Annotated in this window: 23 protein-coding genes; 13 read left to right on the top strand and 10 right to left on the bottom strand. The window is 64.5% G+C overall.

Annotated elements, in window-relative coordinates; all coding sequences use genetic code 11:
- The first annotated feature begins 9 nt into the window (after positions 1-9).
- Positions 10-477, top strand: a complete 468-nt coding sequence (locus tag GO615_RS00910; protein WP_169125154.1) for a YhbY family RNA-binding protein — start codon at positions 10-12, stop codon at positions 475-477.
- An 81-nt stretch (positions 478-558) separates the two neighbouring features.
- Here GO615_RS00910 and greA read toward each other — a convergent pair whose 3' ends face one another.
- The 5 genes from greA to GO615_RS00885 form a co-directional block, all read right to left on the bottom strand.
- Complete coding sequence (gene greA, locus GO615_RS00905) at positions 559-1,035, bottom strand: transcription elongation factor GreA (RefSeq protein WP_169125153.1); 477 nt, start codon at positions 1,033-1,035, stop codon at positions 559-561.
- The gene (gene carB / locus GO615_RS00900) at positions 1,032-4,259 is read right to left on the bottom strand and encodes a carbamoyl-phosphate synthase large subunit (protein WP_169125152.1); all 3,228 of its coding nucleotides are present in this window, start codon (positions 4,257-4,259) and stop codon (positions 1,032-1,034) included. The genes greA and carB overlap by 4 nt, the downstream gene beginning before the upstream one ends.
- 54 nt (positions 4,260-4,313) lie before the next feature.
- Complete coding sequence (gene carA / locus GO615_RS00895; RefSeq protein WP_169125151.1) at positions 4,314-5,456, bottom strand: glutamine-hydrolyzing carbamoyl-phosphate synthase small subunit; 1,143 nt, start codon at positions 5,454-5,456, stop codon at positions 4,314-4,316.
- Positions 5,457-5,625: 169 nt separating this feature from the next.
- Entirely contained in the window at positions 5,626-6,432 is an 807-nt protein-coding gene (gene dapB, locus GO615_RS00890) for a 4-hydroxy-tetrahydrodipicolinate reductase (protein ID WP_169125150.1), read from the bottom strand.
- A gap of 35 nt (positions 6,433-6,467) precedes the next feature.
- Positions 6,468-6,884, bottom strand: a complete 417-nt coding sequence (locus GO615_RS00885) for an outer membrane protein assembly factor BamE (protein ID WP_169125149.1) — start codon at positions 6,882-6,884, stop codon at positions 6,468-6,470.
- Positions 6,885-7,004: 120 nt separating this feature from the next.
- Here GO615_RS00885 and fur point away from each other — a divergent pair, with 120 nt between their 5' ends.
- Complete coding sequence (gene fur / locus GO615_RS00880) at positions 7,005-7,436, top strand: ferric iron uptake transcriptional regulator (protein WP_169125148.1); 432 nt, start codon at positions 7,005-7,007, stop codon at positions 7,434-7,436.
- A gap of 31 nt (positions 7,437-7,467) precedes the next feature.
- Here the strand turns inward: fur and recN are convergent, their stop codons facing one another.
- Both recN and GO615_RS00870 read right to left on the bottom strand, forming a co-directional pair.
- Positions 7,468-9,132, bottom strand: coding sequence for a DNA repair protein RecN (gene recN / locus GO615_RS00875; protein ID WP_169125147.1), 1,665 nt, complete (start codon positions 9,130-9,132; stop codon positions 7,468-7,470).
- A 36-nt stretch (positions 9,133-9,168) separates the two neighbouring features.
- Complete coding sequence (locus GO615_RS00870; protein WP_169125146.1) at positions 9,169-10,053, bottom strand: NAD kinase; 885 nt, start codon at positions 10,051-10,053, stop codon at positions 9,169-9,171.
- Positions 10,054-10,137: 84 nt separating this feature from the next.
- On the opposite strand from GO615_RS00870, the gene hrcA reads away from it, so the two are divergent.
- The 3 genes from hrcA (at position 10,138) to GO615_RS00855 (ending at position 13,531) form a co-directional block, all read left to right on the top strand.
- Positions 10,138-11,166, top strand: coding sequence for a heat-inducible transcriptional repressor HrcA (gene hrcA, locus GO615_RS00865; RefSeq protein ID WP_169125145.1), 1,029 nt, complete (start codon positions 10,138-10,140; stop codon positions 11,164-11,166).
- Positions 11,167-11,196: 30 nt separating this feature from the next.
- Positions 11,197-12,294: a ferrochelatase gene (gene hemH, locus GO615_RS00860; protein WP_169125144.1), complete on the top strand. Its 1,098-nt coding sequence runs from the start codon at positions 11,197-11,199 to the stop codon at positions 12,292-12,294.
- A 175-nt stretch (positions 12,295-12,469) separates the two neighbouring features.
- Positions 12,470-13,531 carry an SPM autocatalytic domain-containing protein gene (locus GO615_RS00855; protein ID WP_169125143.1) on the top strand — a complete coding sequence of 354 codons (1,062 nt, stop codon included), beginning with the start codon at positions 12,470-12,472 and terminating at the stop codon, positions 13,529-13,531.
- A gap of 19 nt (positions 13,532-13,550) precedes the next feature.
- Here GO615_RS00855 and GO615_RS00850 read toward each other — a convergent pair whose 3' ends face one another.
- Positions 13,551-14,912 (bottom strand): serine/threonine-protein kinase, encoded by a 1,362-nt coding sequence (locus tag GO615_RS00850; RefSeq protein ID WP_169125142.1) that lies wholly within the window; start codon positions 14,910-14,912, stop codon positions 13,551-13,553.
- Between the two features lie 171 nt (positions 14,913-15,083).
- On the opposite strand from GO615_RS00850, the gene grpE reads away from it, so the two are divergent.
- From grpE to dnaJ, 3 genes are all read left to right on the top strand, one after another.
- Positions 15,084-15,662 (top strand): nucleotide exchange factor GrpE, encoded by a 579-nt coding sequence (gene grpE / locus GO615_RS00845; RefSeq protein ID WP_169125141.1) that lies wholly within the window; start codon positions 15,084-15,086, stop codon positions 15,660-15,662.
- A 123-nt stretch (positions 15,663-15,785) separates the two neighbouring features.
- Positions 15,786-17,717, top strand: coding sequence for a molecular chaperone DnaK (gene dnaK, locus GO615_RS00840; RefSeq protein WP_169125140.1), 1,932 nt, complete (start codon positions 15,786-15,788; stop codon positions 17,715-17,717).
- A gap of 116 nt (positions 17,718-17,833) precedes the next feature.
- Entirely contained in the window at positions 17,834-18,961 is a 1,128-nt protein-coding gene (gene dnaJ / locus GO615_RS00835; protein ID WP_169125139.1) for a molecular chaperone DnaJ, read from the top strand.
- 109 nt (positions 18,962-19,070) lie between these two features.
- Here the strand turns inward: dnaJ and cysS are convergent, their stop codons facing one another.
- Positions 19,071-20,453 carry a cysteine--tRNA ligase gene (cysS, locus tag GO615_RS00830; RefSeq protein ID WP_169125138.1) on the bottom strand — a complete coding sequence of 461 codons (1,383 nt, stop codon included), beginning with the start codon at positions 20,451-20,453 and terminating at the stop codon, positions 19,071-19,073.
- Positions 20,454-20,657: 204 nt separating this feature from the next.
- Between cysS and GO615_RS00825 the strand changes: the two genes are divergently transcribed.
- The 5 genes from GO615_RS00825 to GO615_RS00805 are packed head-to-tail and all read left to right on the top strand — an operon-like array spanning position 20,658 to position 24,913.
- A complete protein-coding gene (locus GO615_RS00825) occupies positions 20,658-21,812 on the top strand; it encodes a nuclear transport factor 2 family protein (RefSeq protein ID WP_169125137.1) in 1,155 nt (384 codons plus the stop codon).
- Positions 21,809-23,023, top strand: a complete 1,215-nt coding sequence (locus GO615_RS00820; RefSeq protein ID WP_169125136.1) for a L,D-transpeptidase family protein — start codon at positions 21,809-21,811, stop codon at positions 23,021-23,023. The genes GO615_RS00825 and GO615_RS00820 overlap by 4 nt, the downstream gene beginning before the upstream one ends.
- Positions 23,024-23,064: 41 nt before the next feature.
- Positions 23,065-23,643 carry a peptidylprolyl isomerase gene (locus GO615_RS00815; RefSeq protein WP_169125135.1) on the top strand — a complete coding sequence of 193 codons (579 nt, stop codon included), beginning with the start codon at positions 23,065-23,067 and terminating at the stop codon, positions 23,641-23,643.
- 20 nt (positions 23,644-23,663) lie between these two features.
- On the top strand, positions 23,664-24,158 hold the full coding sequence (locus GO615_RS00810) for a peptidylprolyl isomerase (RefSeq protein ID WP_169125134.1): 495 nt from the start codon (positions 23,664-23,666) through the stop codon (positions 24,156-24,158).
- 38 nt (positions 24,159-24,196) lie between these two features.
- Positions 24,197-24,913, top strand: a complete 717-nt coding sequence (locus GO615_RS00805) for a UDP-2,3-diacylglucosamine diphosphatase (protein ID WP_169125133.1) — start codon at positions 24,197-24,199, stop codon at positions 24,911-24,913.
- Positions 24,914-24,967: 54 nt separating this feature from the next.
- On the opposite strand, the gene GO615_RS00800 is transcribed toward GO615_RS00805, so the two are convergent.
- The gene (locus GO615_RS00800; RefSeq protein ID WP_169125132.1) at positions 24,968-26,137 is read right to left on the bottom strand and encodes an O-succinylhomoserine sulfhydrylase; all 1,170 of its coding nucleotides are present in this window, start codon (positions 26,135-26,137) and stop codon (positions 24,968-24,970) included.
- Between the last annotated feature and the right edge of the window lie 2 nt (positions 26,138-26,139).

Below are 26,139 nucleotides of genomic sequence, written 5' to 3'. Positions count from 1 at the left end.
GAGAAAACGATGATCGACCTATCCCCTGCCCGTCGCCGCGAATTGCGGGCGGCGGCCCATCATCTGAACCCGGTCGTCAGCGTCGCCGGCAACGGGCTGACGGCCACCGTCCTGGGCGAGATCGACCGTTCCCTGCAAGCGCACGAGCTTATCAAGATCAAGGTTCACGGCACCGAGCGCTCCGACCGCGACGCACTGATGCAGGCGATCTGCACGGAACTCGGCGCAGCGCCCGTCCAGCACATCGGGACGATCCTCATCGTGTGGAGGGAACGTCGCGAAGAACAAGCGACCGCCGCGCCGAAGCTTGCCTCGGCGGGCAACGTGCCGGGAGCAGCGAAAGCGAAGTCCGCCCGTGCTTTTGCCGCGGCCGCGCGGCGCACTGCGCTGATCAAGGCCGCCGCCGACAAGAAGCGGCTGGCAGAAAAACGCACCCGAAAGATCGTTCGCAAGACGGGACCTCTCGGCGGCAGGTAATCCAGGATTGCTGCGGGACGGATGCAGCCCCGCGTCGGATCGCGAAACGGGCCGGGAACCGCACTCCCGGCCCGTTTGCGTTCAGATGTAGAGCACTTCGATGATTTCGTACTCACGCACGCCGCCCGGCGCCTGCACCTCGGCGATATCGCCGGCGTACTTGCCGATCAGCGCGCGGGCAATCGGAGAACTGATGGAAATCTTGTTCTCCTTGACGTCGGCCTCATCGTCCCCGACGATCTGATAGGTGACCGTCTGCCCGGACTCCATGTCCTCGAGGTTGACGGTGGCACCGAACACACACCGCCCATCGGCATCGAGAAGGCGCGGATCGATGATCTGCGCGTTCGCAATCTTTCCCTCGACTTCCTTGATCCGCCCCTCGATGAAGCCCTGACGCTCCTTCGCGGCATCGTACTCCGCGTTTTCGGAGAGATCGCCATGCGAGCGCGCTTCCGCGATGGCGGCGATCACGTTCGGACGATCGACGGTCTTGAGGCGATGCAATTCGGTGCGGAGCTTCTCCGCACCGTTCACAGTAAGAGGAGTCTTGTTCATGATTGCTTGTTCAGTTCCGCGTGCAGGGACTGCAGGCCATAGACCTCGAGTCCTTCGAGATGGCGCATGCCCATGCAGGCTGCACGCGCCCCCTCGATGGTCGTGAACACCGTGAGCTTGGCAGCCAGCGCGCTCGTGCGGATGGAGCGCGAGTCGACGATCGCCTGGCGCTTCTCCTCAACGGTGTTGATGACCATGCTGATTTCGTTGTTCTTGATCATGTCCACGATGTGCGGACGGCCTTCGGTGACCTTATTGACGACATTCACGGGGATGCCCGCCGCCTCGATCGCCGAAGCCGTTCCGCGCGTGGCGACGACACGGAAACCGAGTTCCTGCAGTTCGCGCGCGACCTCGACCGCGGCACCACGATCGGTCGGCTTCACGCTGATGAAGGCCGTGCCCGACTGCGGCAGGCGAACGCCGGCGGCAAGCTGGGACTTCACGAATGCTTCGGCGAAACTGCGGCCGACCCCCATGACTTCACCCGTCGACTTCATCTCGGGCCCGAGGATGGTGTCGACGCCCGGGAACTTGACGAACGGGAACACCGCTTCCTTCACGGAGTAGTACGGCGGAACGATTTCACCCGTGACACCCTGGCTGGCGAGGCTCTGACCAGCCATGCAGCGCGCGGCGATCTTCGCGAGCTGCAGGCCGCAGGCCTTGGAGACGAAGGGCACGGTGCGCGAGGCACGCGGATTGACTTCGAGGACGTAGACGGTCGCCTCGTCGCCTTCGCCCTGAATGGCGAACTGCACGTTCATGAGACCGCAGACGTTGAGCGCACGCGCCATCGCTTCGGTCTGCCGGCGGAGCTCGTCCTGCAGCCGGGCCGACAGCGTGTACGGGGGCAGCGAGCACGCCGAGTCGCCGGAGTGGACGCCGGCCTGCTCGATGTGTTCCATGATGCCCCCGATGATGACCTGCTGTCCGTCGGAGAGCGCATCGACGTCAACTTCGGTGGCATCGTTGAGGAAGCGATCGAGCAGCACCGGCGACTCGTTCGAGACCTTCACGGCCTCGCGCATGTAGCGCTCGAGGTCCTTCTGCTCATGGACGATTTCCATCGCGCGACCGCCGAGCACATAGCTGGGGCGGACGACGAGCGGATAGCCGATCTCCGCGGCGAGCCGAACGGCCGCCTCGGGCGTGCGGGCGGTGCGGTTGGGCGGCTGCTTGAGACCTAGGTCGTTTAGCAGCTTCTGGAAGCGCTCGCGGTCTTCCGCCGCATCGATCATGTCCGGGCTCGTGCCGATGATGGGCACACCGTTCTCCTCCAGCGCCCGCGCACGCTTGAGCGGGGTCTGGCCGCCGAACTGGACGATGACGCCGACGGGCTTCTCGATATGCACGATCTCGAGAATGTCCTCAAGCGTGATCGGCTCGAAATACAGGCGATCCGAGGTATCGTAGTCGGTCGACACGGTCTCGGGGTTGCAGTTGACCATGATGGTCTCGTAGCCGTCTTCGCGCAGGGCAAGAGCAGCGTGGACGCAGCAATAGTCGAACTCGATGCCCTGGCCGATGCGGTTCGGGCCGCCGCCGAGCACCATGATCTTCTTCTTGTCGGTCGGGCGCGCCTCGCACTCTTCCTCGTAGGACGAGTACATGTAGGCGGTGGAGGTGGCAAACTCGGCCGCGCAAGTGTCGACACGCTTGAACACCGGCCTCACGCCGCTGGCGTGGCGGTGCAGGCGGACGGCCGTTTCATCGACGCCGAGCAATTTGGCGATGCGCCGATCGGAGAAGCCCTTGCGCTTGAGTTCGCGCAGCTCGGGTGCCTGGATCGCCTTCAGCGAGCGGCCGGTGATGGCCTTCTCGGTGAGGACGATGTCCTCGATCTGGGCGAGGAACCAGGGATCGATCTTGGTCAGGTTGAACACCTGCTCCTGGGTGTAGCCTTCGCGGAAGGCCTGCCCCACGTACCAGATGCGCTGGGCGCCGGGGTTGGCGAGTTCGTGCTCGAGATCGGCACGATCGGTCTCGACCTCGTCGAGACCGTAGACGCCGACTTCCAGGCCGCGCAGGGCCTTCTGGAAGGACTCCTGGAAGGTACGGCCCATCGCCATGACTTCGCCCACCGACTTCATCTGGGTGGTGAGGCGGTCGTTCGCTTGCGGGAACTTCTCGAAGGCGAAACGCGGGATCTTGGTGACGACGTAGTCGATCGAGGGCTCGAACGAGGCTGGCGTGGCGCCGCCGGTGATGTCGTTCTTGAGCTCGTCGAGCGTGTACCCTACGGCAAGCTTGGCCGCGACCTTGGCGATCGGGAAGCCGGTGGCCTTCGACGCGAGCGCCGACGAACGCGACACGCGCGGGTTCATCTCGATGACGATCATGCGACCGTCCTTGGGGTTGATCGCGAACTGCACGTTGGAACCGCCGGTATCGACGCCGATCTCGCGCAGCACCGCGATCGAGGCGTTGCGCAGGATCTGGTATTCCTTGTCGGTCAGCGTCTGCGAGGGCGCAACGGTGATCGAGTCGCCAGTGTGCACGCCCATCGGATCGAGGTTTTCGATCGAGCAGACGATGATGCAGTTGTCCGCGCGGTCGCGGACGACTTCCATCTCGTACTCTTTCCAGCCGAGCAGCGACTCTTCGATCAGCAACTCGTTGGTCGGGCTCGCCTCGAGGCCGCGCTTGCAGATCTCCTGGAACTCTTCCATGTTGTAGGCGATGCCACCACCGGTGCCGCCCAGCGTGAAGCTCGGACGGATGATCGCGGGGAAGCCGATACCGCCCTGCACCTGCAGCGCCTCTTCCATGCTATGGGCGATGCCGGAGCGCGCCGAACCGAGACCGATCTTGGTCATGGCGTCCTTGAATTTCAGGCGGTCCTCGGCCTTGTCGATCGCCTCACGCGAGGCGCCGATCAGTTCGACGCCATATTTCTCCAGCACACCATGCTTGGCGAGATCGAGCGCGCAGTTGAGCGCGGTCTGGCCGCCCATGGTCGGCAGCAGCGCGTCCGGGCGCTCCTTCTCGATGATGCGCTCGACGACCTGCCAGGTGATCGGTTCGATGTAGGTGACATCGGCCGTACCCGGATCGGTCATGATCGTTGCCGGGTTCGAGTTGACGAGGATGACCTTGTAGCCTTCCTCGCGCAGCGCCTTGCAGGCCTGGGCGCCGGAATAGTCGAATTCGCACGCCTGGCCGATGATGATCGGGCCGGCGCCGATGATGAGAATGCTGTGTATGTCTGTGCGCTTAGGCATTGCCTAACCTCGGTCTTGCGTTGGGGAGCGGCAGCGCGGGCTGCCGCTTGCGAATCATTTACGCGCTTCGAGCAGCTTGATGAAGCGGTCGAACAGGTAGGCGACGTCGTGCGGACCGGGGCTCGCCTCCGGATGCCCCTGGAAGCAGAACGCCGGCACGTCGGTGCGTTCCATACCCTGCAGACTGCCGTCGAACAGCGACACATGGGTCGGACGCAGGTTCGCCGGCAGCGTGTCGGCATCGACCGCGAAGCCATGGTTCTGGCTGGTGATGAGCACCTGTCCGGTGTCGAGATCCTTGACCGGGTGGTTCGCGCCGTGATGGCCGAACTTCATCTTCACGGTCTTCGCCCCCGACGCGAGCGCCATCAGTTGATGACCGAGGCAGATGCCGAAGGTCGGGATGCCACGGGCGAGGAACTCGCGGATCGCGGCGATCGCATAGTCGCAGGGCTCAGGGTCGCCGGGACCGTTCGACAGGAAGATCCCGTCCGGATTGAGCGCGAGCACGTCCGCTGCGGGAGTCTGCGCGGGCACGACGGTGAGCCGGCAGCCGCGACTCGCCAGCATGCGCAGGATGTTGCGCTTGACCCCGAAGTCATAGGCGACGACGTGGAAGCGGGCCTTCGGGTCGGCCTGGTAGCCGGCGCCGAGGATCCATTCGCCTTCGCTCCATTCGACGGCACGGTCTGCACTCACGACCTTTGCGAGGTCCATGCCGGCAAGACCCGGGAAGGCACGCGCCTGGGCGATCGCGGCTTCCGCATTGAGCGGCGCTCCGTCGGCCGCGGTGACGATGCAGCCGGCCTGGGCGCCCTTCTCGCGCAGCACGCGCGTCAGCTTGCGGGTATCGATACCGGCGATGGCGACCACGTTCTCGGCCTTGAGATAGGCATCGAGGGTCTGGTCCATGCGAAAGTTGGACGGAAGGATGGGAAGATCGCGGATGACGAGGCCGGCCGCGTGCACACGTCCGGACTCCACGTCCTCGCGGTTCACGCCGGTATTCCCGATGTGCGGATAAGTCAGCGTTACGATCTGGCGGCAGTAGCTCGGGTCGGTGAGGATTTCCTGGTAACCGGACATCGAGGTGTTGAACACCACCTCACCAACCGTGCTGCCGGCCGCACCGATTCCCTTGCCGAAAAATACCGTCCCATCGGCGAGTGCTAGTAGGGCGGGCGGGGAAGCAGTCACGACAAACTCCTGAGTTCAGCCGAAAAGACAGGGGCAAGCGCAGCAGGCCTGCCCGAACGTGAAAAAAACGGGACGAGCCGCTGGTCGGCCAATCCCGCTTGTCTAAACCGCTGAATTGTATCGTTTGGCGCCGCCCGAGGCAACGACGGCGACGATCCGCCGCAACGGCTCAGCGCAGGCCGAGGACGTCCTGCATGTCGAACAAGCCGCTCTTCCGCCCCGCCAGGAAACGCGCCGCACGAACAGAACCCAGCGCGTAGGGCATGCGGCTGCCGGACTTGTGCGTAATCTCGATGCGCTCGCCGATGCCCGCGAACAGGACGGTATGGTCACCCACCACGTCGCCCCCGCGAATCGTCGAGAAGCCGATCGTCTCGGGCTTGCGCTCGCCGGTGACACCTTCGCGTCCGTAGATCGCGCAGTCTTCGAGATTCCGCCCGAGCTCGCGCGCGACCACCTCGCCCATGCGCAGCGCGGTGCCGGACGGCGCATCGACCTTGAAGCGGTGATGCGCCTCGATGACTTCCACGTCGTAACCCTCGTCGAGGATGCGCGCGGCGACCTCGAGGAGCTTGAACACGGCATTCACGCCGACAGCCATGTTCGGCGCGAACACCACGGGAATATCCTTCGCCGCAGCAGCGATGACTTCCTTCTCCGCCGCAGAAAAGCCTGTCGTGCCGATCACCATCGCCTTGCCAAGCTCGCGCGCGATGCCGAGATGGACAAGGGTTCCCTCCGGGCGGGTGAAGTCGATCACGCAATCGGTGGCTGCGATCGCCGCGCGCACGTCGTCGGTGACCATGACACCGCAGGCGCTGCCGACCAGTTCGCCCGCATCACGACCGACAAAAGGCGCTCCGGCGCGATCGAACGCCGCCGCAAGGACAACCTCGCCGTCGTTCAGCACGGCCTCGATCAGCATCCGCCCCATACGGCCGGATGCGCCTGCAATTGCAATACGCAAGGGATTCATTCAGTCAGATCCTGTGGGCGATGCGAATAACGACATCACTGCTTGGTTGCGGGCGCGATCTCGATCACGCGCGATCGCTCGGTCTGCGCCGCAGCCGCAGCGCCGGACGCATCGCCCGACTGCACATCGCCGGAAACCCGCTCGAGCTTGTCACCCACGAAGAAGACACTGAGGACCCGCTGCTGAGGTTCGCCACGCCCGGGGCGGAAGATATAAACGTAATCCCAGCGATCGGCATGAAAGACGTCGGTCACGAGCGGGGTACCGAGAGCGAAGCGCACCTGCTCTCGCGTCATGCCCTTCTTGAGGCGCGCGACCATTTCCTGATCGACGTAATTGCCCTGGCGCACGTCGACGCGATGGGGATTCAACCGATCGGCCAGGGAGGTAAAGGAACAACCGGCCACGAGGCCCGCGACGGCGACGACCGCCGGAAGAATCAATGCGCGCATGAATGGAGATCTTGGTCGTTGGCGCCGAACGGCGTATCTTTTTCAGACAAAGGCGAAAAAATATATCATACGTAGCCAGCAGCCACGCTGCCGCGCGAACTGCAAGCCAACAGAGCGACTATGTCAGAGAACTCGCAAAACCTAAAAAATATAGGCCTCAAGGCCACCTACCCGCGCCTGAAGATCCTCGATCTGTTCCAGACGTCGGACCTGCGGCATCTCACCGCCGAGGACGTGTATCGTCTGCTGATGGCGGAAGGGATGGACATCGGACTTGCCACCGTTTACCGCGTCCTGACGCAGTTCGAGCAGGCCGGCTTGCTCGAACGGCACTATTTCGAGTCGGGCAAGGCCGTCTTCGAACTGAAGGAAAGCGGCCATCACGACCACCTCGTCTGCGTACAGTGCGGAAAGGTGGAGGAATTCTTCGACGCGGAGATCGAGCGCCGGCAGAATCAGATCGCACAGGAGCGCGGTTTCGCGGTCCGCGAGCACGCGCTGTACCTGTACGTCGACTGCCTCAGGAAAGACTGCCCGAATCGCAAGCTGTGAGGCCGCGACCTTCCGGACGAGTCATCGGCGACTATAGCGCCGGGCTTACCCCGAGCATTTCTGCGGCATGGCGGCGGGTGGTGTCGGTGATATTGACCCCCCCGAGCATGCGCGCGATCTCCTCGATCCGACCATCGGCCTCGAGCGGCGTGACGGCACTGACGACCTCGTCGCCGCGGTTCGACTTGGCGATGTTCCACTGCCAATCGGCGCATGCGGCAACCTGGGGAAGATGGGTGACGCACAGGACCTGTCGCTCCCGACCGAGCCGGTGCAGGAGCTTCCCTACAATTTCCGCGACACCGCCACCGATGCCGACATCGACCTCATCGAAGATCAGCGTCGGCGTCGCGGAATCGCGGCTCGTCATGACCTGGATCGCCAGGCCGATGCGCGACAGCTCGCCCCCCGAAGCGACCTTGGCCAGGGGGCGCAAGGGCTGGCTCGGATTGGCGACGACGCGGAACTCGACGGTTTCGACGCCATGCGCGGAGGGCGCACACGGTTCGAGCGCCACCGCAAACTGGCCACCCGCCATCGCCAGCGTCTGCATCGCCTCGCTGATCTCGCTCGACAGGCGCTCGGCAGCCGGGCGACGCGCCGCCGAGAGGCGTGACGCCGCCTGATCGTATGCTGCCCTTGCCTGAGCTTCCTGCTCGGCGAGATGGACGGGATCCGCCTGCGCGACCAGTTCATCGAGCTTCCGCACCCACTCGTCGAGCAAGTCGGGCAGCCCCTCGGGATCAACCCGATACTTGCGCGCGAGGTCGGTCACGGCGCCGATGCGGCGCTCGATCTCGGCGAGCCGCAGCGGATCGAGGTCCAGCCGGTCGCGATAGCGCCGCAGCGCATGCAAGGCCTCGTCCGCCTGGATGGCAGCCCCGGAGAGCAGTTCCCGCAGGTCCCCGAGCCCCGGGTCGATGTCGGCCATGGCGTCGACACGCACACATATGTGACGCAACAGGGAGGTGACGGCACCCTCCCCTTCGCCCAGCGTCGCAAGGGCCTCGTCCGCCCCCTCCATGAGACCCGCGGCATGCGCCAGGCGTGCGTGCTCCTGATTGATCTCGGCCCACTCGCCGGCGTCGAACGCAAGGTTACGCAGTTCATCTATCTGCCACGCAAGCAGGTCCCGTTCGCGCTCGGAAGCGGCCGAGTCCTGCTCGGCCGCCCGGCGCAGCTCGACCAGCCGCTGCCAGTCGCGAAAGCGGTCGGCAACCTCCTTGGCGAGGGGCTCTGCAGCGGCGTGCGCATCGATCAGCGCACGCTGTGCATCGCCTCTGAGCAGGGCATGATGCGCATGCTGCCCATGAATGTCGGCGAGCCGGTCCCCAGCCTCGCGCAACTGTGCCTGCGTGACCGGCACGCCGTTGATCCAGGCCCGCGACCGCCCCCCCGCCTCCACAACGCGCCGCAGGATCGCCATGCCCTCGTCGGCCGGCAAGTCCTGCGCGGCCAACCAGTCGGTGAGGCTGCCGTCAGCGGGAAGATCAAATTCGGCCGCGATATCGGCCTTGTCGCGGCCGACACGCACCGCGCCGGCGTCGGCACGCCCCCCCAGAGCAAGCCCCAGCGCGTCGAGCAGGATGGACTTGCCCGCCCCCGTCTCGCCCGTAAGCGCGCCGAAACCCGCCAGAAAATCGAGTTCGAGGCGATCGACAATCACGAAATCACGGATGGTCAGGCGGCGGAGCATAGGCGTCGCAGAAGGAGGCTGAAGTGAGAAAGGAGATCAGGGCAGTCGCGGCGTGGCGCTCCAGTGGAGCTTGCCGCGCAGCATGGCGAAGTAACTGTACCCTTCGGGGTGCAGGAAACGCACCACCTTGGGCGAACGCGTAATCCTGACGACGTCGCCGGCATGTGCATCGAAACGCGTCTGGCCGTCGAAATGGATGCGGGCGTCGTGCGGGGAGAGCAGCTCGATCGCGATCCGGCAGCTGTCCGGGAGGGTGATCGGCCGGGCGGTAAGGGCGTGCGGACACAGCGGCACGAGGGCGATGCCGCCGACCGTGGGATGCAGGATCGGGCCGTTGGCCGACAAGGCATAGGCGGTGGACCCGGTCGGCGTGGTGATGATCATGCCGTCCGAACGCTGCGTGTAGACATACTCGCCGTCGATCGACAGATCGAACTCGATCATGCGGCCGAAATCGCCCTTGTTCACGACGACGTCGTTGAACGCGAGCGTGTGGAAAACGCGCTGCCCGCCGCGAACGACTTCGGCGTCGAGCATGGTGCGCGCCTCTTCGACAAAACGTCCGTCGAGGATCTCGGCAAGCTTGTTCAAGGCTTCCTTGCGCGGGATATCCGTGAGAAAGCCCAGCCTGCCCTGGTTGATGCCGACGAGTGGCACCGCATGTTCGGACAACCGGCGGGCGGTATTCAGCATCGTGCCGTCGCCCCCGAGGACGACGGCAAGATCGGCCTGGGCGCCGATCTCGTCATAGGTCACGGTGGCGAACTCGCCGACGAGCCCGATGGAACTTGCGGTACCTTGCTCGATCCATACAGCCAGCCCCCTTTCGCGCAGGAAACTGGCTATCGAGAGGACCGCGCCAGCGACATCCGGGCTCTGGTATTTGCCGATCAGGGCAATGGTATTGAAGCTCTGGCTCATGCCGCGGATTAAACCACAATCGCCGAGAACCTTGGCAGAGGCGCCGGCACTTCCATAGAATCGGGGAAATTACTTCTTACCGTCATGAAACCGCTCGACCCGCGCTCCCAGATCCTGCTCAAGACCCTCATCGAACGCTACATCGTGGAAGGGCAGCCGGTGGGCTCGCGTGCGCTTTCGCGCTACTCGGGTCTCGAGCTGTCGCCCGCAACGGTACGCAACGTGATGAGCGACCTCGAGGAAATGGGCTTCATCGCGAGCCCCCACACTTCGGCCGGGCGCATTCCGACGGCACTCGGCTACCGCTTCTTCGTTGACTCGCTGCTGACCGTGCAACCCCTGGAACAGGCGCAGCTGCGCGAACTGAAGGGGCAGCTGCAGCCCGACCAGCCCCAACGCCTGATCAGTTCCGCATCGCACCTGCTGTCGGAGCTCACGCAGTTCGCCGGGGTCGTCGTTTCGCCGCGTCGCGACCTGATCAAGATCCGCCAGATCGAGTTCATCAGCCTGTCGGAAAACCGCATCCTGCTGATCATCGTCACGACGGCAGGGGACGTGCAGAACCGCATCATCCATACCCGGCGCTCGTACTCGCCATCGGAACTGGTGGAAGCAGCCAACTATCTCACCGAACACTGCGCCGGACTGGGATTCGACGACATTCGCACCCGCATCCGGGCCGAGCTGAAGCAGCTGCGCAGCGACATGAGCGAGCTGATGAACGCGGCGGTCGAAACCGGCAGCGCGGCAGTCCAGGACGACAGCTCCCGCTACGTGCTGTCGGGAGAAACCAATCTGCTCGACATCGAGGACCTGTCGTCGAACATGGCGCGGCTGCGCGAGCTGTTCAAGCTGTTCGAGCAGAAGACGGGACTCATCCAGCTCCTCGACCTGTCCAATCGCGCCCAGGGGGTGCAGATCTTCATCGGTGACGAATCGGGACTGTCGCAGCTCGACGGCTGCAGCGTCGTGACCGCCGGCTACGAGGTCAACGGTCGCATCGTCGGATCCGTCGGCGTGATCGGACCGACGCGCATGGCTTATGATCGCGTGATACCCATCGTCGACATCACGGCCCGCCTGCTCTCGAACGCGCTGTCGAACGCCAACTGAGCGGCGCGCAACACTCACACAAGGATCAGCATGGCCCGTTACTGGCCCGAACCCGCCTGGACGCATGGCACACCCGTACGCACCGGCGTCTTGCTCGTCAATCTGGGATCGCCCGCGGCCCCTACTGCCGCAGCCGTTCGCCCGTACCTGAAGCAGTTCCTGTCCGACCCGCGCGTGGTCGAGATCCCGGCGCCGATATGGTGGCCGATCCTCAACGGCATCATCCTGAACACCCGCCCGCGAAAGTCGGCCGCGAAATACGCGACGATCTGGATGGACGAAGGCTCGCCGCTGAAGGTGCATACGGAACGTCAGACGAAGCTGCTTGCGGGCTACCTCGGCCACGCAGGCATCACCGGGCTGCAGGTCGAGTGGGCGATGCGCTACGGTTCGCCATCCGTGCCCGAGATGCTCAACCGCATGAAGGCAGACGGCTGCGATCGCATCCTGATCGTGCCGATGTATCCCCAATATGCCGCAAGCACGACTGCGAGCGTGCTCGACGAAGTCGCGGATTGCCTTGCACACTGGCGCAACCAGCCCGAGATCCGCTACGTGCGCAATTTCCACGACCACCCTGGTTATATCGCGGCACTCGCGCAGAGCGTGCGCGACCACTGGATGAAGAACGGCGAGGGCGACAAGCTGGTGATGAGCTTCCACGGCATCCCGCGGCGATCGCTCGATCTCGGCGATCCCTATCACTGCGAATGCCATGTGACGGCGCGCCTTGTCGCCAGAGAACTCGGACTGACGGATGACCGCTGGCAGCTGACCTTCCAGTCGCGCTTCGGCAAGGCCGAATGGCTGAAACCCTACACCCAGCCGACGCTCGAATCGCTGGCGCGCCAGGGCACGGCACGGGTGGACGTGATGTGCCCGGGTTTTCCGGCAGACTGCCTGGAAACCCTGGAGGAGATCGCGATGGAATGCCGCCATGCGTTCCTGTCCTGCGGCGGAAAGGAATTCCATTACATACCCTGCCTGAACGAACGGGACGACTGGATCACCGCGCTGCGCGACATCGTGCAGGACAACCTCGGCAACTGGCTGACCCGTCCATCAGTCGAGCCGCAGGCACTCGCCGCCAGCGCCCAACGCGCACGCGTCGCCGGTGCCAAGTGCTGACGATGAATCCGCAGTGATGCTCATGCCTGAGCTCATCAACCGCTTGCGGGTCGACCGCCTGGCGGCCGTGCGGGAGAGCATGCGCCGACGTCGATTTTTCTTTTTGCGGACAACCTGAAGTTTTTCGGAAATCTGCCGTTAAAACCTGCACTTAAGCAGCCCGCAGGGGATCGCAATGAAGATTGCATCGGCAGACGTTCAGCTCCAGGCTTCGCACCTATCCTTCCATCGCCGCGAGGTCTCCGAGCGGCTCGAGATGTGGGTCGGCGAACGCCCGGCCGGCGGCATGAACCTTGGCATCGGCGCCCTCGCAGCAGCGGGTGCGCGCCCTGAAGTGGAGATCTCGGCCGATGCCCTCGCCGCCCGCGAGGCCGAGGCTGCCACGGACGAATCGGGCGAAGAGGCTCTCGACCCGCGCTTGCGCTTCCTCAAGCATCTCATCGAGGCGCTTACGGGACGTGCGATCAACACCCTACACCCCGGCGACCTCCGCCTCGACGAGGCGGCTGAGGTAAACATCGGTCAAGCACCCGCCGCAGGCCGCGGCGCGAACGCCACGCAACGCGCCGGATTCGGCGTCGAGTATGAATACCACTCGCTATCCGAGGAATACGAATACACGAACTTCAAAGCGGAAGGCGTGATCAGGACCGCCGACGGGCGCGAAATCCGTTTCGATCTGGAACTCGAGATGGAGCGCAGCTACGTAGAGGCCTCCAGCGTCCAGGTGCGCCTTGGCGACGCACGCGTAAAAGACCCCCTGGTGCTTGATTTTGCCGGCACGTCGGCCCAGCTTTCGGACATGCGCTTCTCCTTCGACCTCGACACCGACGGTCAGGCCGAAAACGTACCAATGCTTGGCGGCGGCCGCGGCTACCTTGCCATCGATCGCAACCAGAACGGACGCATCGACGACGGCCGCGAGCTCTTCGGCCCGACCACCGGGGACGGATTCGCCGAACTGGCAAGCCTCGACACCGACGGCAACGGCTGGATCGATGAAGCCGACGCAAGTTTCGGCGACCTGCGCGCCTGGCTGCCGGCAGCCGACGGCACTGGCAGCGTCATGACGGCAGCTGAAGCCGGGGTCGGCGCCCTCTACCTCGGACGGGTCGCCACGCCGTTCGCGCTGCGCGGCGCGGCGAACGACACGCTGGGCGAGATGCGCTCGACCAGCCTATATCTGCGCGAGGACGGCACAACCGGCACGCTCAGCCAGATCGACCTGAGCGTGTAGGGCGACCTGAACCCGCGCCTCAGTCCTCGACCAGTTGCAGGTCGAGCCCGGAGGCCGTGAACTTGCTGGCCACAGCCGGCTCACCGTCCGCCGAGAGTGCGTGCAGCGCTTCGCCGAGGCGCCGGACGGCAATCGTCGCCAGCATGACCCGGAACAGTTCGCGCAGTTCGTCCGTCGCAAGCGCCAGCGCGGAAGGGTTGACCTCGAGATAGGTGGTCTGACTCACCGAGGTCACCGTCGTCATGTGCCTGTGGCGGACGCTGTCGAGCCATGCGATCTCGCCGAACACCTCGCCCGCACCGAGCAGGCTCACACGGCGCCCGTCGACAGACACTTCGATCTCGCCATCGACGACGACGCCGAAGCGCTGGTCCGCGTCCCCTTCGCGAATCAGGGTCGTCCCGCAGTCGACGACACGCCACGCCGACAGGCGCAACACTTCCCACAGCTCGATATCGTCGAACTCGGTGAAGAACGCCAGCTTGCGCAGCAGCGAAAACCGACTGGTGTCGGGCGGCACGTAGGTGTCGTCCACCAGCTGGTAGCGCACCGCCGACAGCTCCTTCGCGAACTCGGCACCATTCTTGTAGCGCGAATACAGATCCTTTTCGAGCGCCTTGCGGATCACCGCATCCATCTGCTCGGGCAGTTCGGGATTGAGCTGCGAGACGCGCGGCGGATCCGCATTGATGATCTTGTAGATCAGCTGGGCCGGGTTGCTCGCCCGGAACGGCAGGCGCCCGGTGAGCAGGTTGAACAGCACGACCCCGAGCGAATAAAGATCCGTCTTCTGGTTGAGCTGATAGCCCTTGATCTGCTCCGGGCTCATGTAGGCGGGCGAACCGACCCCCATGATGAAGGTCGAGTCCGACTCCACCTTCTTGCTGATGTTCAACGCGAGGCCGAAGTCGGTGATCTTCACGTTGTCCTGATCGTCGACGAGGATGTTCGCGGGCTTGATGTCGCGATGGACGATACCCTGGCGATAGGCGTAATCGAGCGCCATGCAGCACTTGAAGACGATCCCGATCGCCCGGTGGACCGGCAGCATGCGCTCGAAGCTGCAATAGCGCTCGAGCGATTCGCCCGGGAAATACTCCATCACCACATAGGCCTGCTCGGCCTCGATCACGACGTCGTGCACATGGATGATGTGCGGATGATCAAGGCGCGTCGAGACGGCCTTCTCCGCCTTGAGCAGCTTCAGCAGGCGCCGGTTCCACTTCGACTCATCCTTCGACTTGTCATTGAAGCGGATCAGCTTGAGGGCGATCGGTACCGGCCAATCGGCAGATTCCGCCATATAGACGACCGCCGTCGCACCGCGCCCCACCTCCTTCACGATGCGGTACTTCCCGATTGTCAGCGGCATCTCGCTCATGTCTGGTCCGACCCGGCCTCCCGCGCCTCTGTCTGGCACCGCGCGCGGTTGAATCCTGACACACGCGGGCGCGCATCGGCAACCCGGCGAACTATTTGTAACCAAGCCCTTGAAACGACGAGACCCGCCCCCATGTTCCGCCCGTCGAAAGAACATAGGGAGTTCTACCCCATGCAGGAAAACAAGCCCTCCGCCGAGGCCCCCGAAGAGCTGCTGCAGGCCCCCACGGGACAATCCGGCGACGCCCCGCAAGTCGAAGCGGCCGACGAACGCGCGGGCGACTCGATGCCCAGCCTGGAGGAATCTCTGCGGCAGGCGGAGCTCAAGGCCGCCGAACATCACGATGCGTGGCTGCGCGCCAAGGCCGAGGCCGAGAATATCCGTCGTCGCGCACAGGAAGACATTGCCAAGGCATCGAAGTTCGCCGCGGAAAAATTCGCGAATGCCATGCTGCCGGTCAAGGACAGCCTCGAAGCGGCACTTGCGACCGAGAACCAGACCATCGAAAGCCTGCGCGAAGGGGTCCAACTGACCCTGAAGCAGCTCGCATCGGCATTCCAGACCGCAGGCGTGACGGAGGAAAATCCGGTCGGCAGCAAGTTCGACCCCAACCGCCACCAGGCCATCGCGATGATCGAGGCGGAAGGCGAGGCGAACACCGTGGTGAATGTCCTGCAGAAAGGCTATCTGCTGCATGAGCGCGTGCTGCGTCCTGCCATGGTGACCGTTTCCAAGGGCAAGAGCGCCTGAGTTCGCCCCCCTTGAAATCGACGACCTCACCCCTAAATAACTGACAGCGCAATCCGGCAAGCCGGCCCCCGGGCGGAACAAACCGCCCGCCACCCCGGCTTCCCCAAAACGAAAGGAACTGACATGGGCAAGATCATCGGTATCGACCTGGGCACCACCAACAGCTGCGTTTCCGTGATGGAAGGCGGCAAGCCCAAGGTCATCGAGAACTCCGAAGGGGCACGCACGACCCCGTCGATCGTCGCATACGCGGAAGACGGCGAAATCCTCGTCGGAGCGCCGGCCAAGCGCCAGGCCGTCACGAACGCGCGGAACACCCTGTTCGCGGTGAAGCGCCTCATCGGCCGCCGCTTCGAGGAAAAGGAAGTGCAGAAGGACATCGACCTGATGCCCTTCACGATCGCCAAAGCCGACAACGGCGACGCGTGGGTCGAAGTGCGCGGCAAGAAGATCGCCCCGCCGCAGGTTTCGGCCGAAGTGCTGCGCAAGATGAAGAAGACCGCCGAAGACTACCTCGGCGAGGAAGTCACCGAAGCCGTCATCACCGTGCCGGCCTACTTCAACGACAGCCAGCGCCAGGCGACCAAGGACGCCGGCCGCATCGCCGGCCTCGAAGTCAAGCGCATCATCAACGAACCGACGGCCGCTGCGCTCGCCTTCGGCATGGACAAGAAGCCGGGCGACTCGAAAATCGCCGTCTATGACCTCGGCGGCGGTACCTTCGACATCTCGATCATCGAGATCGCCGACATCGACGGCGAACACCAATTCGAAGTGCTGGCGACCAACGGCGACACCTTCCTCGGCGGCGAGGACTTCGACCAGCGCCTGATCGACTACATCGTCACCGAATTCAAGAAGGAACAAGGCGTCGATCTGAAGAACGACGTGCTCGCGCTGCAGCGCCTGAAGGAAGCCGCCGAGAAGGCCAAGATCGAGCTCTCCTCCTCGCAGCAGACCGAGGTGAACCTGCCCTACATCACTGCCGACGCCACCGGTCCGAAGCACCTTGCGATCAAGATCACCCGCGCGAAGTTCGAGTCGCTGGTGGATGACCTCGTCGAGCGCACGATCGAGCCGTGCCGCATCGCACTCAAGGATGCCGGCGTGAAGGTCTCCGACATCGACGACGTTATCCTCGTCGGCGGCATGACGCGCATGCCCAAGGTCCAGGAGAAGGTCAAGGAGTTCTTCGCCAAGGAGCCGCGCAAGGACGTGAACCCGGACGAAGCCGTCGCGGTCGGCGCCTCCATCCAGGGCGGCGTGCTGCAGGGTGAAGTCAAGGACGTGCTGCTGCTCGACGTCACCCCGCTGTCGCTGGGCATCGAGACCCTCGGCGGCGTCATGACGAAGCTGATCCAGAAGAACACCACGATCCCGACCAAGGCCTCGCAGGTGTTCTCGACGGCCGACGACAACCAGAACGCGGTAACGATCCACGTACTCCAGGGCGAACGCGAAATGGCGGCCGGCAACAAGAGCCTCGGCCAGTTCAACCTGTCCGACATTCCGCCGGCGCCGCGCGGCATGCCTCAGATCGAAGTTACCTTCGACATCGACGCGAACGGCATTCTGCACGTCTCGGCCAAGGACAAGGCCACCGGCAAGGAAAACAAGATCAAGATCCAGGCCAACTCGGGCCTCTCGGACGACGAGATCCAGCGCATGGTGCAGGACGCCGCCGCGCACGCCGAAGAGGACAAGAAGGCCCACGAACTGGTCGACGCCCGCAACCAGTGCGACGCGCTGGTGCATTCGGTGAAGAAGTCGCTCACCGAATACGGTGACAAGATCGATGCCGACGAGAAGGCCAAGATCGAAGCTGCGATCAAGGACGCCGAAGAGTCGCTCAAGAGCAACGACAAGGCGACGATCGAAGCCAAGACCCAGGCCCTCGCAATGGCCAGCCAGAAGCTCGGCGAACAGATGTACGCCCAGGCCCAGGGCGCCGAAGCCGGCGCCGCAGGTGCAGCCGGCGGTTCGTCGGGGAGCTCGAAGGCGGCCGATGCCGACGTCGTGGACGCCGAGTTCACCGAAGTAAAAGACAAGAAGTGATCGCTCGCCGGGCGGCGAGATGATGGCCGAGCCGACGCCGGAGCAGCACTTCCGGCAGGCTCGGCCTTTGCATGACAGGGCGGCCCGCGCGGCCGCCCCAGCCTGAGCGACAGGAAATGGCAACGAAACGGGATTACTACGACGTACTTGGCGTCAATCGCGACGCCGCGGACGACGAAATCAAGAAGGCCTACCGCAAGCTGGCCATGAAACACCATCCGGACCGCAATCCGGACAACAAGGAAGCCGAGGAGAAGTTCAAGGAGGCCAAGGAGGCCTACGAGATCCTCTCCGACGCACAGAAGCGCGGCGCATACGACCGTTACGGCCACGCCGGCGTCGATCCCTCAGCCGGGGCCGGTCCGGGCGGCCAGGGCTTTGACGGCTTTGCCGACGCGTTCTCCGACATCTTCGGCGACATCTTCGGCGGAGGCGGTGGTCGCGGCCGCTCGAACGTCTATCGCGGCGCCGACCTGCGCTACAACCTCGAGATCTCGCTCGAGGAGGCCGCACGCGGCGCCGAGAAGACGATCCGCATCCCGACCGTCGAAGAGTGCGATACCTGCCACGGCAGCGGCGCAAAGCCCGGCACGCAACCCAAGCCCTGCCCCACCTGCGGCGGCGCCGGCCAGGTGCGCATCCAGCAGGGCTTCTTCTCGATCCAGCAGACCTGCCCGAAGTGCCACGGCACCGGCCGCATCATCCCCGACCCCTGCCGCGACTGCGGCGGCGCCGGTCGCGTGAAGCGCCAGAAGACGCTGGAAGTGAAGATTCCTGCCGGCATCGACGAAGGCATGCGCCTGCGCCACGCCGGCCACGGCGAGCCCGGCGTCAACGGAGGCCCTCCGGGCGACCTCTACGTCGAGATCCACATCCGGCAGCACGCCGTGTTCCAGCGTGACCACGACGACCTGCTGTGCGAGATGCCGATCAGCTTCACGACGGCCGCACTCGGTGGCGAGATCGAAATTCCGACGCTGGAGGGCATGGCACGCCTCAAGATCCCGGCCGAGACGCAGAGCGGCCGTCTGTTCCGCCTGCGCGGCAAGGGTATCCGCAACGTGCGCTCGCAGGCGCACGGCGACCTGCTGTGCCGGGTCGTCGTCGAAACCCCGGTAAACCTCACCGAGCGCCAGAAGGAACTGCTGCGGGAATTCGAGGAAGTCTCACGCGGGGACGTGGATCGCCACAACCCCAAGGCGAAGTCCTGGATGGACAAGGTTAAGGAGTTCTTCGGCGGCTGACGCCACGCACGGATCGGCCGCGGCGGACAAGCTGCGCTGCGGCCGATCCTGAATCGCCCGAATCCGCCCTGTTGCGCTCCGTAGCGCGGAGAGCAACAGGCTCAGGCGTTCAGGCGCGCCGCCACAGGGTTCCCTGCGGGGTATCCTCGAGTGCGATGCCACGCGCCAGCAGATCGGCACGGATACGGTCCGCCTCGGCAAAATTCCTCGCCTTCTTGGCCTGCGCGCGCTGTTCGATCAAGGCCTCGATCTCGTCGGCCTCGTCTGTCCCTGCCTCCGCAGCCCCCCCCTGGAGGAAGGCCACCGGATCGCGCCCGAGCAAGCCCAGCACCCCGCCCAAGCCCTTCAGCTGCGCCGCCATGGCCGCCGAGCCGCTGCGGTTCGCCTCGTTCGCGAGATCGAACAGTACGGCAACGGCCTCGGCAGTATTGAAGTCGTCATCCATCGCCTCACGGAAGCGCTGGGCGTGCGCCTCCTCCCAGTCGATCGCCACATCCGCCGGCGCGACGTTGCGCAGCGCCGTGTACAGGCGCGTGAGCGACTGGCGCGCATCCTCGAGATGAGCATCCGAGTAATTGAGCGGACTGCGATAGTGCGCGCGGAGGATGAAGAAGCGCACCACTTCCGCGTCGTACTTCTTCAGCACATCACGGATCGTGAAGAAATTTCCGAGCGACTTGGACATCTTCTCGTCGTCGACGCGAACGAAGCCGTTGTGCATCCAGTAGTTGACGAAGGTGTGGCCGTGGGCCCCCTCGGACTGCGCAATCTCGTTCTCGTGATGGGGAAACTGAAGATCCTGCCCGCCGCCATGGATGTCGAAATGATCGCCCAGCAGGTCCGAACTCATTGCGGAGCACTCGATGTGCCAGCCGGGACGCCCCGCGCCCCAAGGCGAGGCCCACTTCACCTCTGCCGGTTCGTCCGTGCGCGCATGCTTCCACAGCACGAAATCGAGCGGATCCTGCTTCTCGCCAGCGATCTCCACGCGCTCCCCTGCGCGCAGCTCGTCGAGCGACTTGCCGGAAAGCTTGCCGTAGCCGTCGAACTTGCGCACCGAATAGCATACGTCGCGATTCTCGGCCACGTATGCGAGGCCCTTTTGGCGAAGGCGCTCGATCAGGGACTGCATCTGCCCCACGTACTCCGTCGCGCGCGGTTCGTGGTCGGGCCGCATCACGCCGAGCGCGTCGGCGTCCTCGTGCATCGCGGCGATGAAGCGGTCCGTCAGCGCACGGATCGACTCGCTATTCTCGCCGGCACGGCGAATGATCTTGTCATCGATGTCGGTAATGTTCCTGACATAAACGAGATCAAATCCGCTCGCGCGCAACCAGCGCGCCACCATGTCGAACACAACCATTACGCGAGCATGGCCGAGGTGGCAAAAATCATACACAGTCATGCCACACACATACATCCGAACCTTTCCGGGCTCGATCGGGGCAAAAATTTCTTTTTTTCGCGTCAATGAGTTGTGAATCTGAAGCATGGCATTTTCCGCAAGGCGGCGCAGAAGGACAGCATTCGACGGGACGCCTGTCCGCTCGCGGCAACACCGCGATCCGGAAAGCACGGGGAACACCCGCAGCGCTCGCACAGCGACCACCGCCCCACCGTGATGCAGCTCCCGTTATTTGATAGAATGTCGCGTTAAATCCGCGTGGATCAACGGAAACCGACCGATTCTAACACAATGAACATGCGTCCCAATTCCGCCCTGGCCGTGATGGCCCTCATCGTCGGTCTCGGCGCGGCTCCGCTGCTGCAGGCAGCCGACAACGTCGCCCAGATTCAAACGCTCGTCAATCAGGGCCAGCATGCGCAGGCGCTGGCGATGGCCGACCGGGTACTTGCCGGCAATGCCAAGGAGCCGCAGGCACGTTTCCTGAAGGGAATCGCGCTCACCGAGCTTAACCGCGCGGACGAAGCGGTCGCGGTATTCCAGAAGCTCACCGAGGACTTCCCCGAACTTCCGGAGCCCTATAACAACCTCGCCGTCCTTTATGCCCAGCAGCGCCAGTACGACAAGGCGCGCTCGGCCCTGGAAATGGCGATTCGCACCCACCCGAGCTATGCGACCGCGCACGAGAACCTCGGCGACGTCTACGCGCGCCTGGCGAGCCAGGCCTATGACAAGGCCCTGCAACTCGACTCGGCCAATACGGCGGCGCAGTCCAAGCTCGCGCTGATCCGCGAGATGATGTCCTCCGGCTCCAGAACCCGCACCGCCGCACAGGGCGCGCCGACGCGCACCGCGGTCGCGTCGGCGCCTGCCGTCACACCCGCACCGGCTCCGGCTCCGGTCACAGCGCCTGCTGCATCCCCTGCGGCTGCCGCGGCGGCAGCTTCCGCGCCAGCCTCCGCCACGGCCGCCCCTGCGGCGAAGCCAGCCACCACTGCCGCGGCTCCAGCCGCTGCGGCGGCGCCGACGCCCCCGGCCGCTTCGCCCGCCCCCATGGCGCCGTCACGCCCCGCAGCGCAGGAGCCGGCGACCGTCGCTGCAGCCGGCACCGAGCACGAAGTGCTGCAGGCGGTGGAAGCCTGGGCCAAGGCGTGGTCACGCAAGGACGTGAAGGCGTATCTCGGCTTCTACGACAAGGAGTTCCGAACCCCGGGAGGAACGTCCCGCAAGGCATGGGAGAACGAGCGCGCACAACGCGTGGGCAAGCCCGGCCGCATTGCCATCGACATCGAGAAGCCCGATGCCAAGGTGGACGGCGAAGTGGCAACGGTGCGCTTCCGCCAGAACTACGAATCCGCCGGCTTCAGCTCCAGCACGACCAAGACGCTCGAGCTCGTCAAGCGTAACGGCTCGTGGCGCATCCGCCAGGAGCGCGTCGGAGGATGAAGGTTCTGACAATCGGACGAGCTGCGTTCGTCCGAATGATCGCAACGCTCGCCGCTGCGGCGCTGCCGCTGGCGGCCGCCGCAGCACCCGCTCCGCGCGGCATTTCCGACTCCGGCCCGGACGCGTCGCTCGAGTACGTTTTCACCGAAATCGAAGCCAACCGGCTCGACGCGGCGCTCCAACGCACCGAGGAACTGCTGCGGGTCTACCCGAACTTCCGCCTGGCCCATCTGATCAAGGGCGACTTGCTGCTGGCGCGTGCCAAGCCGATCGCTACGTTCGGCAACGCATCGGCTCCGGCCGAACGTGTCAACGAACTGCGCGACGAGGCGACCGCGCGCCTGCGTGCATATCGCGAACGCCCCGCCGCAGCCAGCTACATCCCGCGCTACCTGTTGCAGATGGGACCGGACCAGCGCTTCGCGGTCGTCGTGGACACCAAGCGTGCGCGCCTGTACGTGTATGCAAACGAGGGCGGAAAGCCGCGCTTCGTAGCCGACTACTACATCAGCCACGGCAAGGCTGGCGCGGACAAGCGCGTCGAGGGCGACAACAAGACCCCCCTCGGCGTCTACGAAGTGACGTCCTTCATCGAGCAGGCCAAACTTCCCGACCTGTACGGCAGCGGGGCCTTCCCGATCAACTACCCGAACGAATGGGACCGGCGTCTCGGACGCACGGGGCACGGAATCTGGCTGCACGGAACGCCGAGCGACACCTATGCTCGCCCGCCGCTCTCCTCAGAGGGCTGCGTCACGCTCGCGAATCAGGATTTTCTCAAGCTTTCCAACTTCGTCCAGCCGGGGCTCACGCCGGTGATCATCAGCAACGAGATCGAGTGGCTGTCGCTGGACGACTGGCAAGCCGAGCGGCGCAACCTGCAGCTCGCAATCGAGGACTGGCGGCGCGACTGGGAGAAGACCACGGACGTGACCCGTTACCTCTCCCACTATTCGAAGGACTTCCGCAGCGACACTCAGAATCTTGCGGAATGGTCGGAACAGAAACGCAAGATCGCTGCGAGCCGCGATTGGATCAAGGTGCGTCTCGACAAGCTGAGCATGTTCCGCAATCCGGGGCGCGACGACATCGTGGTCGTGACCTTCGAACAGGACTATCGCAGCGACGACCTGTCCGACCGTGTCCGCAAGCGCCAGTACTGGCTCAAGGAAGGCGGTCGCTGGAAGATCGTCTATGAAGGCAAGGCCTGACGGCCGTCCGAAAAGTTAACTCCCCCGAACGGAAGCTAGACATGAAACGCGTTTTCGCAAGCCTCATCCTCTTCGTCTGCTGCGCCGTGGCGCAAGCCGCCAATCCCGTAGTCGAGATGCGCACCAACCAGGGTATCGTCGTACTCGAGTTGTTTGCCGACAAGGCCCCAAAATCTGTCGAGAACTTCCTCGAATACGTGAAAAGCGGCCACTATGACGGCACGATCTTTCATCGGGTCATCGATGGCTTCATGATCCAGGGCGGAGGCTTCGACGGATCGCTGAATCAGAAGCCGACCCGCGCGCCGATCCAGAACGAGGCCAAGAACGGGCTGCGCAACGACGCCGGGACGCTCGCCATGGCACGGACCTCCGACCCCCACTCCGCCACCGCGCAGTTCTTCATCAACCTCGTCGACAACAGCTTCCTCGACTACCCGTCGCGCGACGGCTGGGGCTACACCGTGTTCGGCAAGGTGAGCAGCGGCATGGACGTCGTCCGGAACATCGGCAAGACGCGCACCGGTGTCGTTCGTGGCATGCGCGACGTCCCGACCGAACCGGTCATCATCGAATCGGTCCGCCTCATCGAGGCTGCGAAGACCGGCCAAACCAAGTAACGAATCCCAAGGAGCTCCCAATGGCTGTCAAGCTGCATACGAACCACGGTACGATCACGCTCGAACTGGATGCCGAGAAGGCCCCCGAGACGGTCAAGAACTTCCTCGACTACGTCAGCGCCGGCCACTACGACAACACGATCTTCCATCGCGTGATCAAGAACTTCATGATCCAGGGCGGAGGGTTCGAGCCGGGCATGAAGCAGAAGCCCACCCGCGAGCCGATCAAGAACGAAGCCGACAACGGCCTGAAGAACCTCACGGGCACGATCGCCATGGCGCGCACCCAGGCTCCCCACTCGGCCAGCGCCCAGTTCTTCATCAACGTCGTCGATAACGACTTCCTCAATTTCCGCGCACCGGACATCCAGGGCTGGGGCTACTGCGTGTTCGGCCGCGTCACGGAAGGCATGGATGTCGTGAACAGCATCCGCGCGGTCCGCACCGGCTCGAGCGGCTTCCACCAGGACGTGCCGGTCGAGGACGTCATCATCGAACGCGCAGAGATCGTCTGATCTCGCCGGGCCGACCCGTTTCAACCGTCCAGTCGCACATGTCGGCCCTGTTTATCGCGGATCTGCACCTGTCCGGGAACTGCCCGGACAACACCCGCGCTTTCCTCGACCTGATCGCGGGGAAGGCGCGGGAGCTGGACGCCGTGTACATCCTCGGCGATCTGTTCGAATACTGGGCGGGCGACGACGACCGTGACGCCCCCCTGAACCGGGAGGTCGCGGAGGCCCTTGCCGCACTTGCCGACCATGGCACGCGGGTCGGCTTCGTCGCAGGCAACCGCGATTTCCTCGTCGGCACGGATTTCGCCCGGGCTGCCGGGCTCACCATCCTCCCCGACCCCAGCGAGATCGACCTCGACGGCCGCCGGGTGCTGATCACCCACGGCGACAGCCTATGCACCGACGACCACGCCTATCAGGCGTTTCGGCAGCAGGTGCGCGATCCGCAATGGCAGCGCGCATTTCTAGCCCGCCCCCTTGCGGAACGCAGGCTGGTCATCGAGGGGCTGCGCAAGCACAGCGAAACCGCAAAGCAGGAAAAGGCCGAGGAGATCATGGACGTTAACGCCGCAGCCGTTGACGCCCTCTTGCGCGCTCACGATTACCCGACCCTCATCCACGGCCACACGCATCGGCCGGCGCTCCATCTGCATCGGGTGGACGGACGGCAGTGCGAGCGCTGGGTCCTCTCCGACTGGCGCGGGAGGGCGAGCTGGCTGCAGTGGGACGGGCAGGCCTTCCGCACCGGCCCCTAAGGGAATTACCGGCGCACGTAGGCGAGCACGACGCGCTCGCCTAGGTTGAGCGCTTCAGCCGGCCAGACCGCGCGCGAGATCCGCGCGCAGATCCTCGACCGACTCGAGACCGACGGCGACCCGCAGCAAGCCCTCGGTAATGCCCGCGGCAGCACGCGCTTCGGCGGTGATGCGCCCATGCGTGGTGGACGCCGGATGGGTGATGGTGGTCTTGGTGTCGCCGAGGTTGGCCGTGATCGACATCAAACGCGTCGAATCCACGACCCTCCATGCCCCCTCGCGCCCCCCGGCGACTTCGAAACTCACGATCGCGCCCCCCGACTTCTGCTGACGCATCGCAAGATCGTGCTGCGGATGGGAAACCAGGCCGGGATAATAGACCCTCTCCACGCCTGCCTGCTGCTCGAGCCAGCGCGCCAGCTCGAGGGCAGTGGCAGACTGCGCCTCCATGCGGATGCGCAAGGTTTCCAGCCCCTTGAGAATCACCCACGCGTTGAACGGCGAAATCGAGGGACCGGCCGTGCGCAGGAATTTCAGCACGTCGTCGACGATGACCTTATTGCCCACCACCGCACCACCGAGCACCCGCCCCTGGCCATCCAGGTATTTGGTGGCCGAATGCACGACGACGTCGGCACCCAATTCGAGCGGACGCTGCAGTGCCGGCGTGCAGAAGCAGTTGTCGACGGCGAGGATCGCACCGCATGAATGGGCGATGTCGGCCACCGCGGCGATGTCGATCACCTCGGTGAGGGGATTCGACGGCGTCTCGATGAAAAAGAGCCGCGTGCGCGCCTTGATCGCAGCACGGTACGCGTCCGGGTCGGTCGCGGGCACGAAGCTCGTCTCGATGCCGAATTTGGCCAGGATCGTGCCGAAGAGCTGCTGCGTGGCGCCGAAGAGCCCCATCGACGCGACCACGTGGTCGCCGGCCTGCAATGTAGCCATCGCGAGCGACAGGATCGCCGCCATGCCCGAGGCCGTCGCGACACAGGCTTCGCCCCCTTCCAGCGCAGCAAGGCGCTGCTGCATTGCCGTCACGGTCGGATTGGTGAACCGCGCGTAGACGTTGCCGTCGTCGGCCCCCGAGAAGCGTGCCGCCGCCTGGGCGGCGCTCTCGAAGACGAAGCTCGAGGTCAGATAGAGGGCTTCGCTGTGTTCATTGAACTGGCTGCGCGCAATGCCTGCGCGCACAGCCAGGGTGTCAAACTCGTACTCGCTCATTT

The sequence above is a fragment of the Aromatoleum evansii genome, assembly GCF_012910805.1.
Classification (GTDB): Bacteria; Pseudomonadota; Gammaproteobacteria; order Burkholderiales; family Rhodocyclaceae; genus Aromatoleum; species Aromatoleum evansii.
This window is presented reverse-complemented; position numbering and strand designations above follow the sequence as displayed.

Bases quoted from the DNA above. Each gene is read 5' to 3' on its own strand.
- GO615_RS00910 (WP_169125154.1), top strand. From the start codon at position 10: ATGATCGACCTATCCCCTGCCCGTCGCCGCGAATTGCGGGCGGCGGCC.
- greA (WP_169125153.1), bottom strand. From the start codon at position 1,035: ATGAACAAGACTCCTCTTACTGTGAACGGTGCGGAGAAGCTCCGCACC.
- carB (WP_169125152.1), bottom strand. From the start codon at position 4,259: ATGCCTAAGCGCACAGACATACACAGCATTCTCATCATCGGCGCCGGC.
- dapB (WP_169125150.1), bottom strand. From the start codon at position 6,432: ATGAATCCCTTGCGTATTGCAATTGCAGGCGCATCCGGCCGTATGGGG.
- GO615_RS00885 (WP_169125149.1), bottom strand. From the start codon at position 6,884: ATGCGCGCATTGATTCTTCCGGCGGTCGTCGCCGTCGCGGGCCTCGTG.
- fur (WP_169125148.1), top strand. From the start codon at position 7,005: ATGTCAGAGAACTCGCAAAACCTAAAAAATATAGGCCTCAAGGCCACC.
- recN (WP_169125147.1), bottom strand. From the start codon at position 9,132: ATGCTCCGCCGCCTGACCATCCGTGATTTCGTGATTGTCGATCGCCTC.
- GO615_RS00870 (WP_169125146.1), bottom strand. From the start codon at position 10,053: ATGAGCCAGAGCTTCAATACCATTGCCCTGATCGGCAAATACCAGAGC.
- hrcA (WP_169125145.1), top strand. From the start codon at position 10,138: ATGAAACCGCTCGACCCGCGCTCCCAGATCCTGCTCAAGACCCTCATC.
- hemH (WP_169125144.1), top strand. From the start codon at position 11,197: ATGGCCCGTTACTGGCCCGAACCCGCCTGGACGCATGGCACACCCGTA.
- GO615_RS00855 (WP_169125143.1), top strand. From the start codon at position 12,470: ATGAAGATTGCATCGGCAGACGTTCAGCTCCAGGCTTCGCACCTATCC.
- GO615_RS00850 (WP_169125142.1), bottom strand. From the start codon at position 14,912: ATGAGCGAGATGCCGCTGACAATCGGGAAGTACCGCATCGTGAAGGAG.
- grpE (WP_169125141.1), top strand. From the start codon at position 15,084: ATGCAGGAAAACAAGCCCTCCGCCGAGGCCCCCGAAGAGCTGCTGCAG.
- dnaK (WP_169125140.1), top strand. From the start codon at position 15,786: ATGGGCAAGATCATCGGTATCGACCTGGGCACCACCAACAGCTGCGTT.
- dnaJ (WP_169125139.1), top strand. From the start codon at position 17,834: ATGGCAACGAAACGGGATTACTACGACGTACTTGGCGTCAATCGCGAC.
- cysS (WP_169125138.1), bottom strand. From the start codon at position 20,453: ATGCTTCAGATTCACAACTCATTGACGCGAAAAAAAGAAATTTTTGCC.
- GO615_RS00825 (WP_169125137.1), top strand. From the start codon at position 20,658: ATGAACATGCGTCCCAATTCCGCCCTGGCCGTGATGGCCCTCATCGTC.
- GO615_RS00820 (WP_169125136.1), top strand. From the start codon at position 21,809: ATGAAGGTTCTGACAATCGGACGAGCTGCGTTCGTCCGAATGATCGCA.
- GO615_RS00815 (WP_169125135.1), top strand. From the start codon at position 23,065: ATGAAACGCGTTTTCGCAAGCCTCATCCTCTTCGTCTGCTGCGCCGTG.
- GO615_RS00810 (WP_169125134.1), top strand. From the start codon at position 23,664: ATGGCTGTCAAGCTGCATACGAACCACGGTACGATCACGCTCGAACTG.
- GO615_RS00805 (WP_169125133.1), top strand. From the start codon at position 24,197: ATGTCGGCCCTGTTTATCGCGGATCTGCACCTGTCCGGGAACTGCCCG.
- GO615_RS00800 (WP_169125132.1), bottom strand. From the start codon at position 26,137: ATGAGCGAGTACGAGTTTGACACCCTGGCTGTGCGCGCAGGCATTGCG.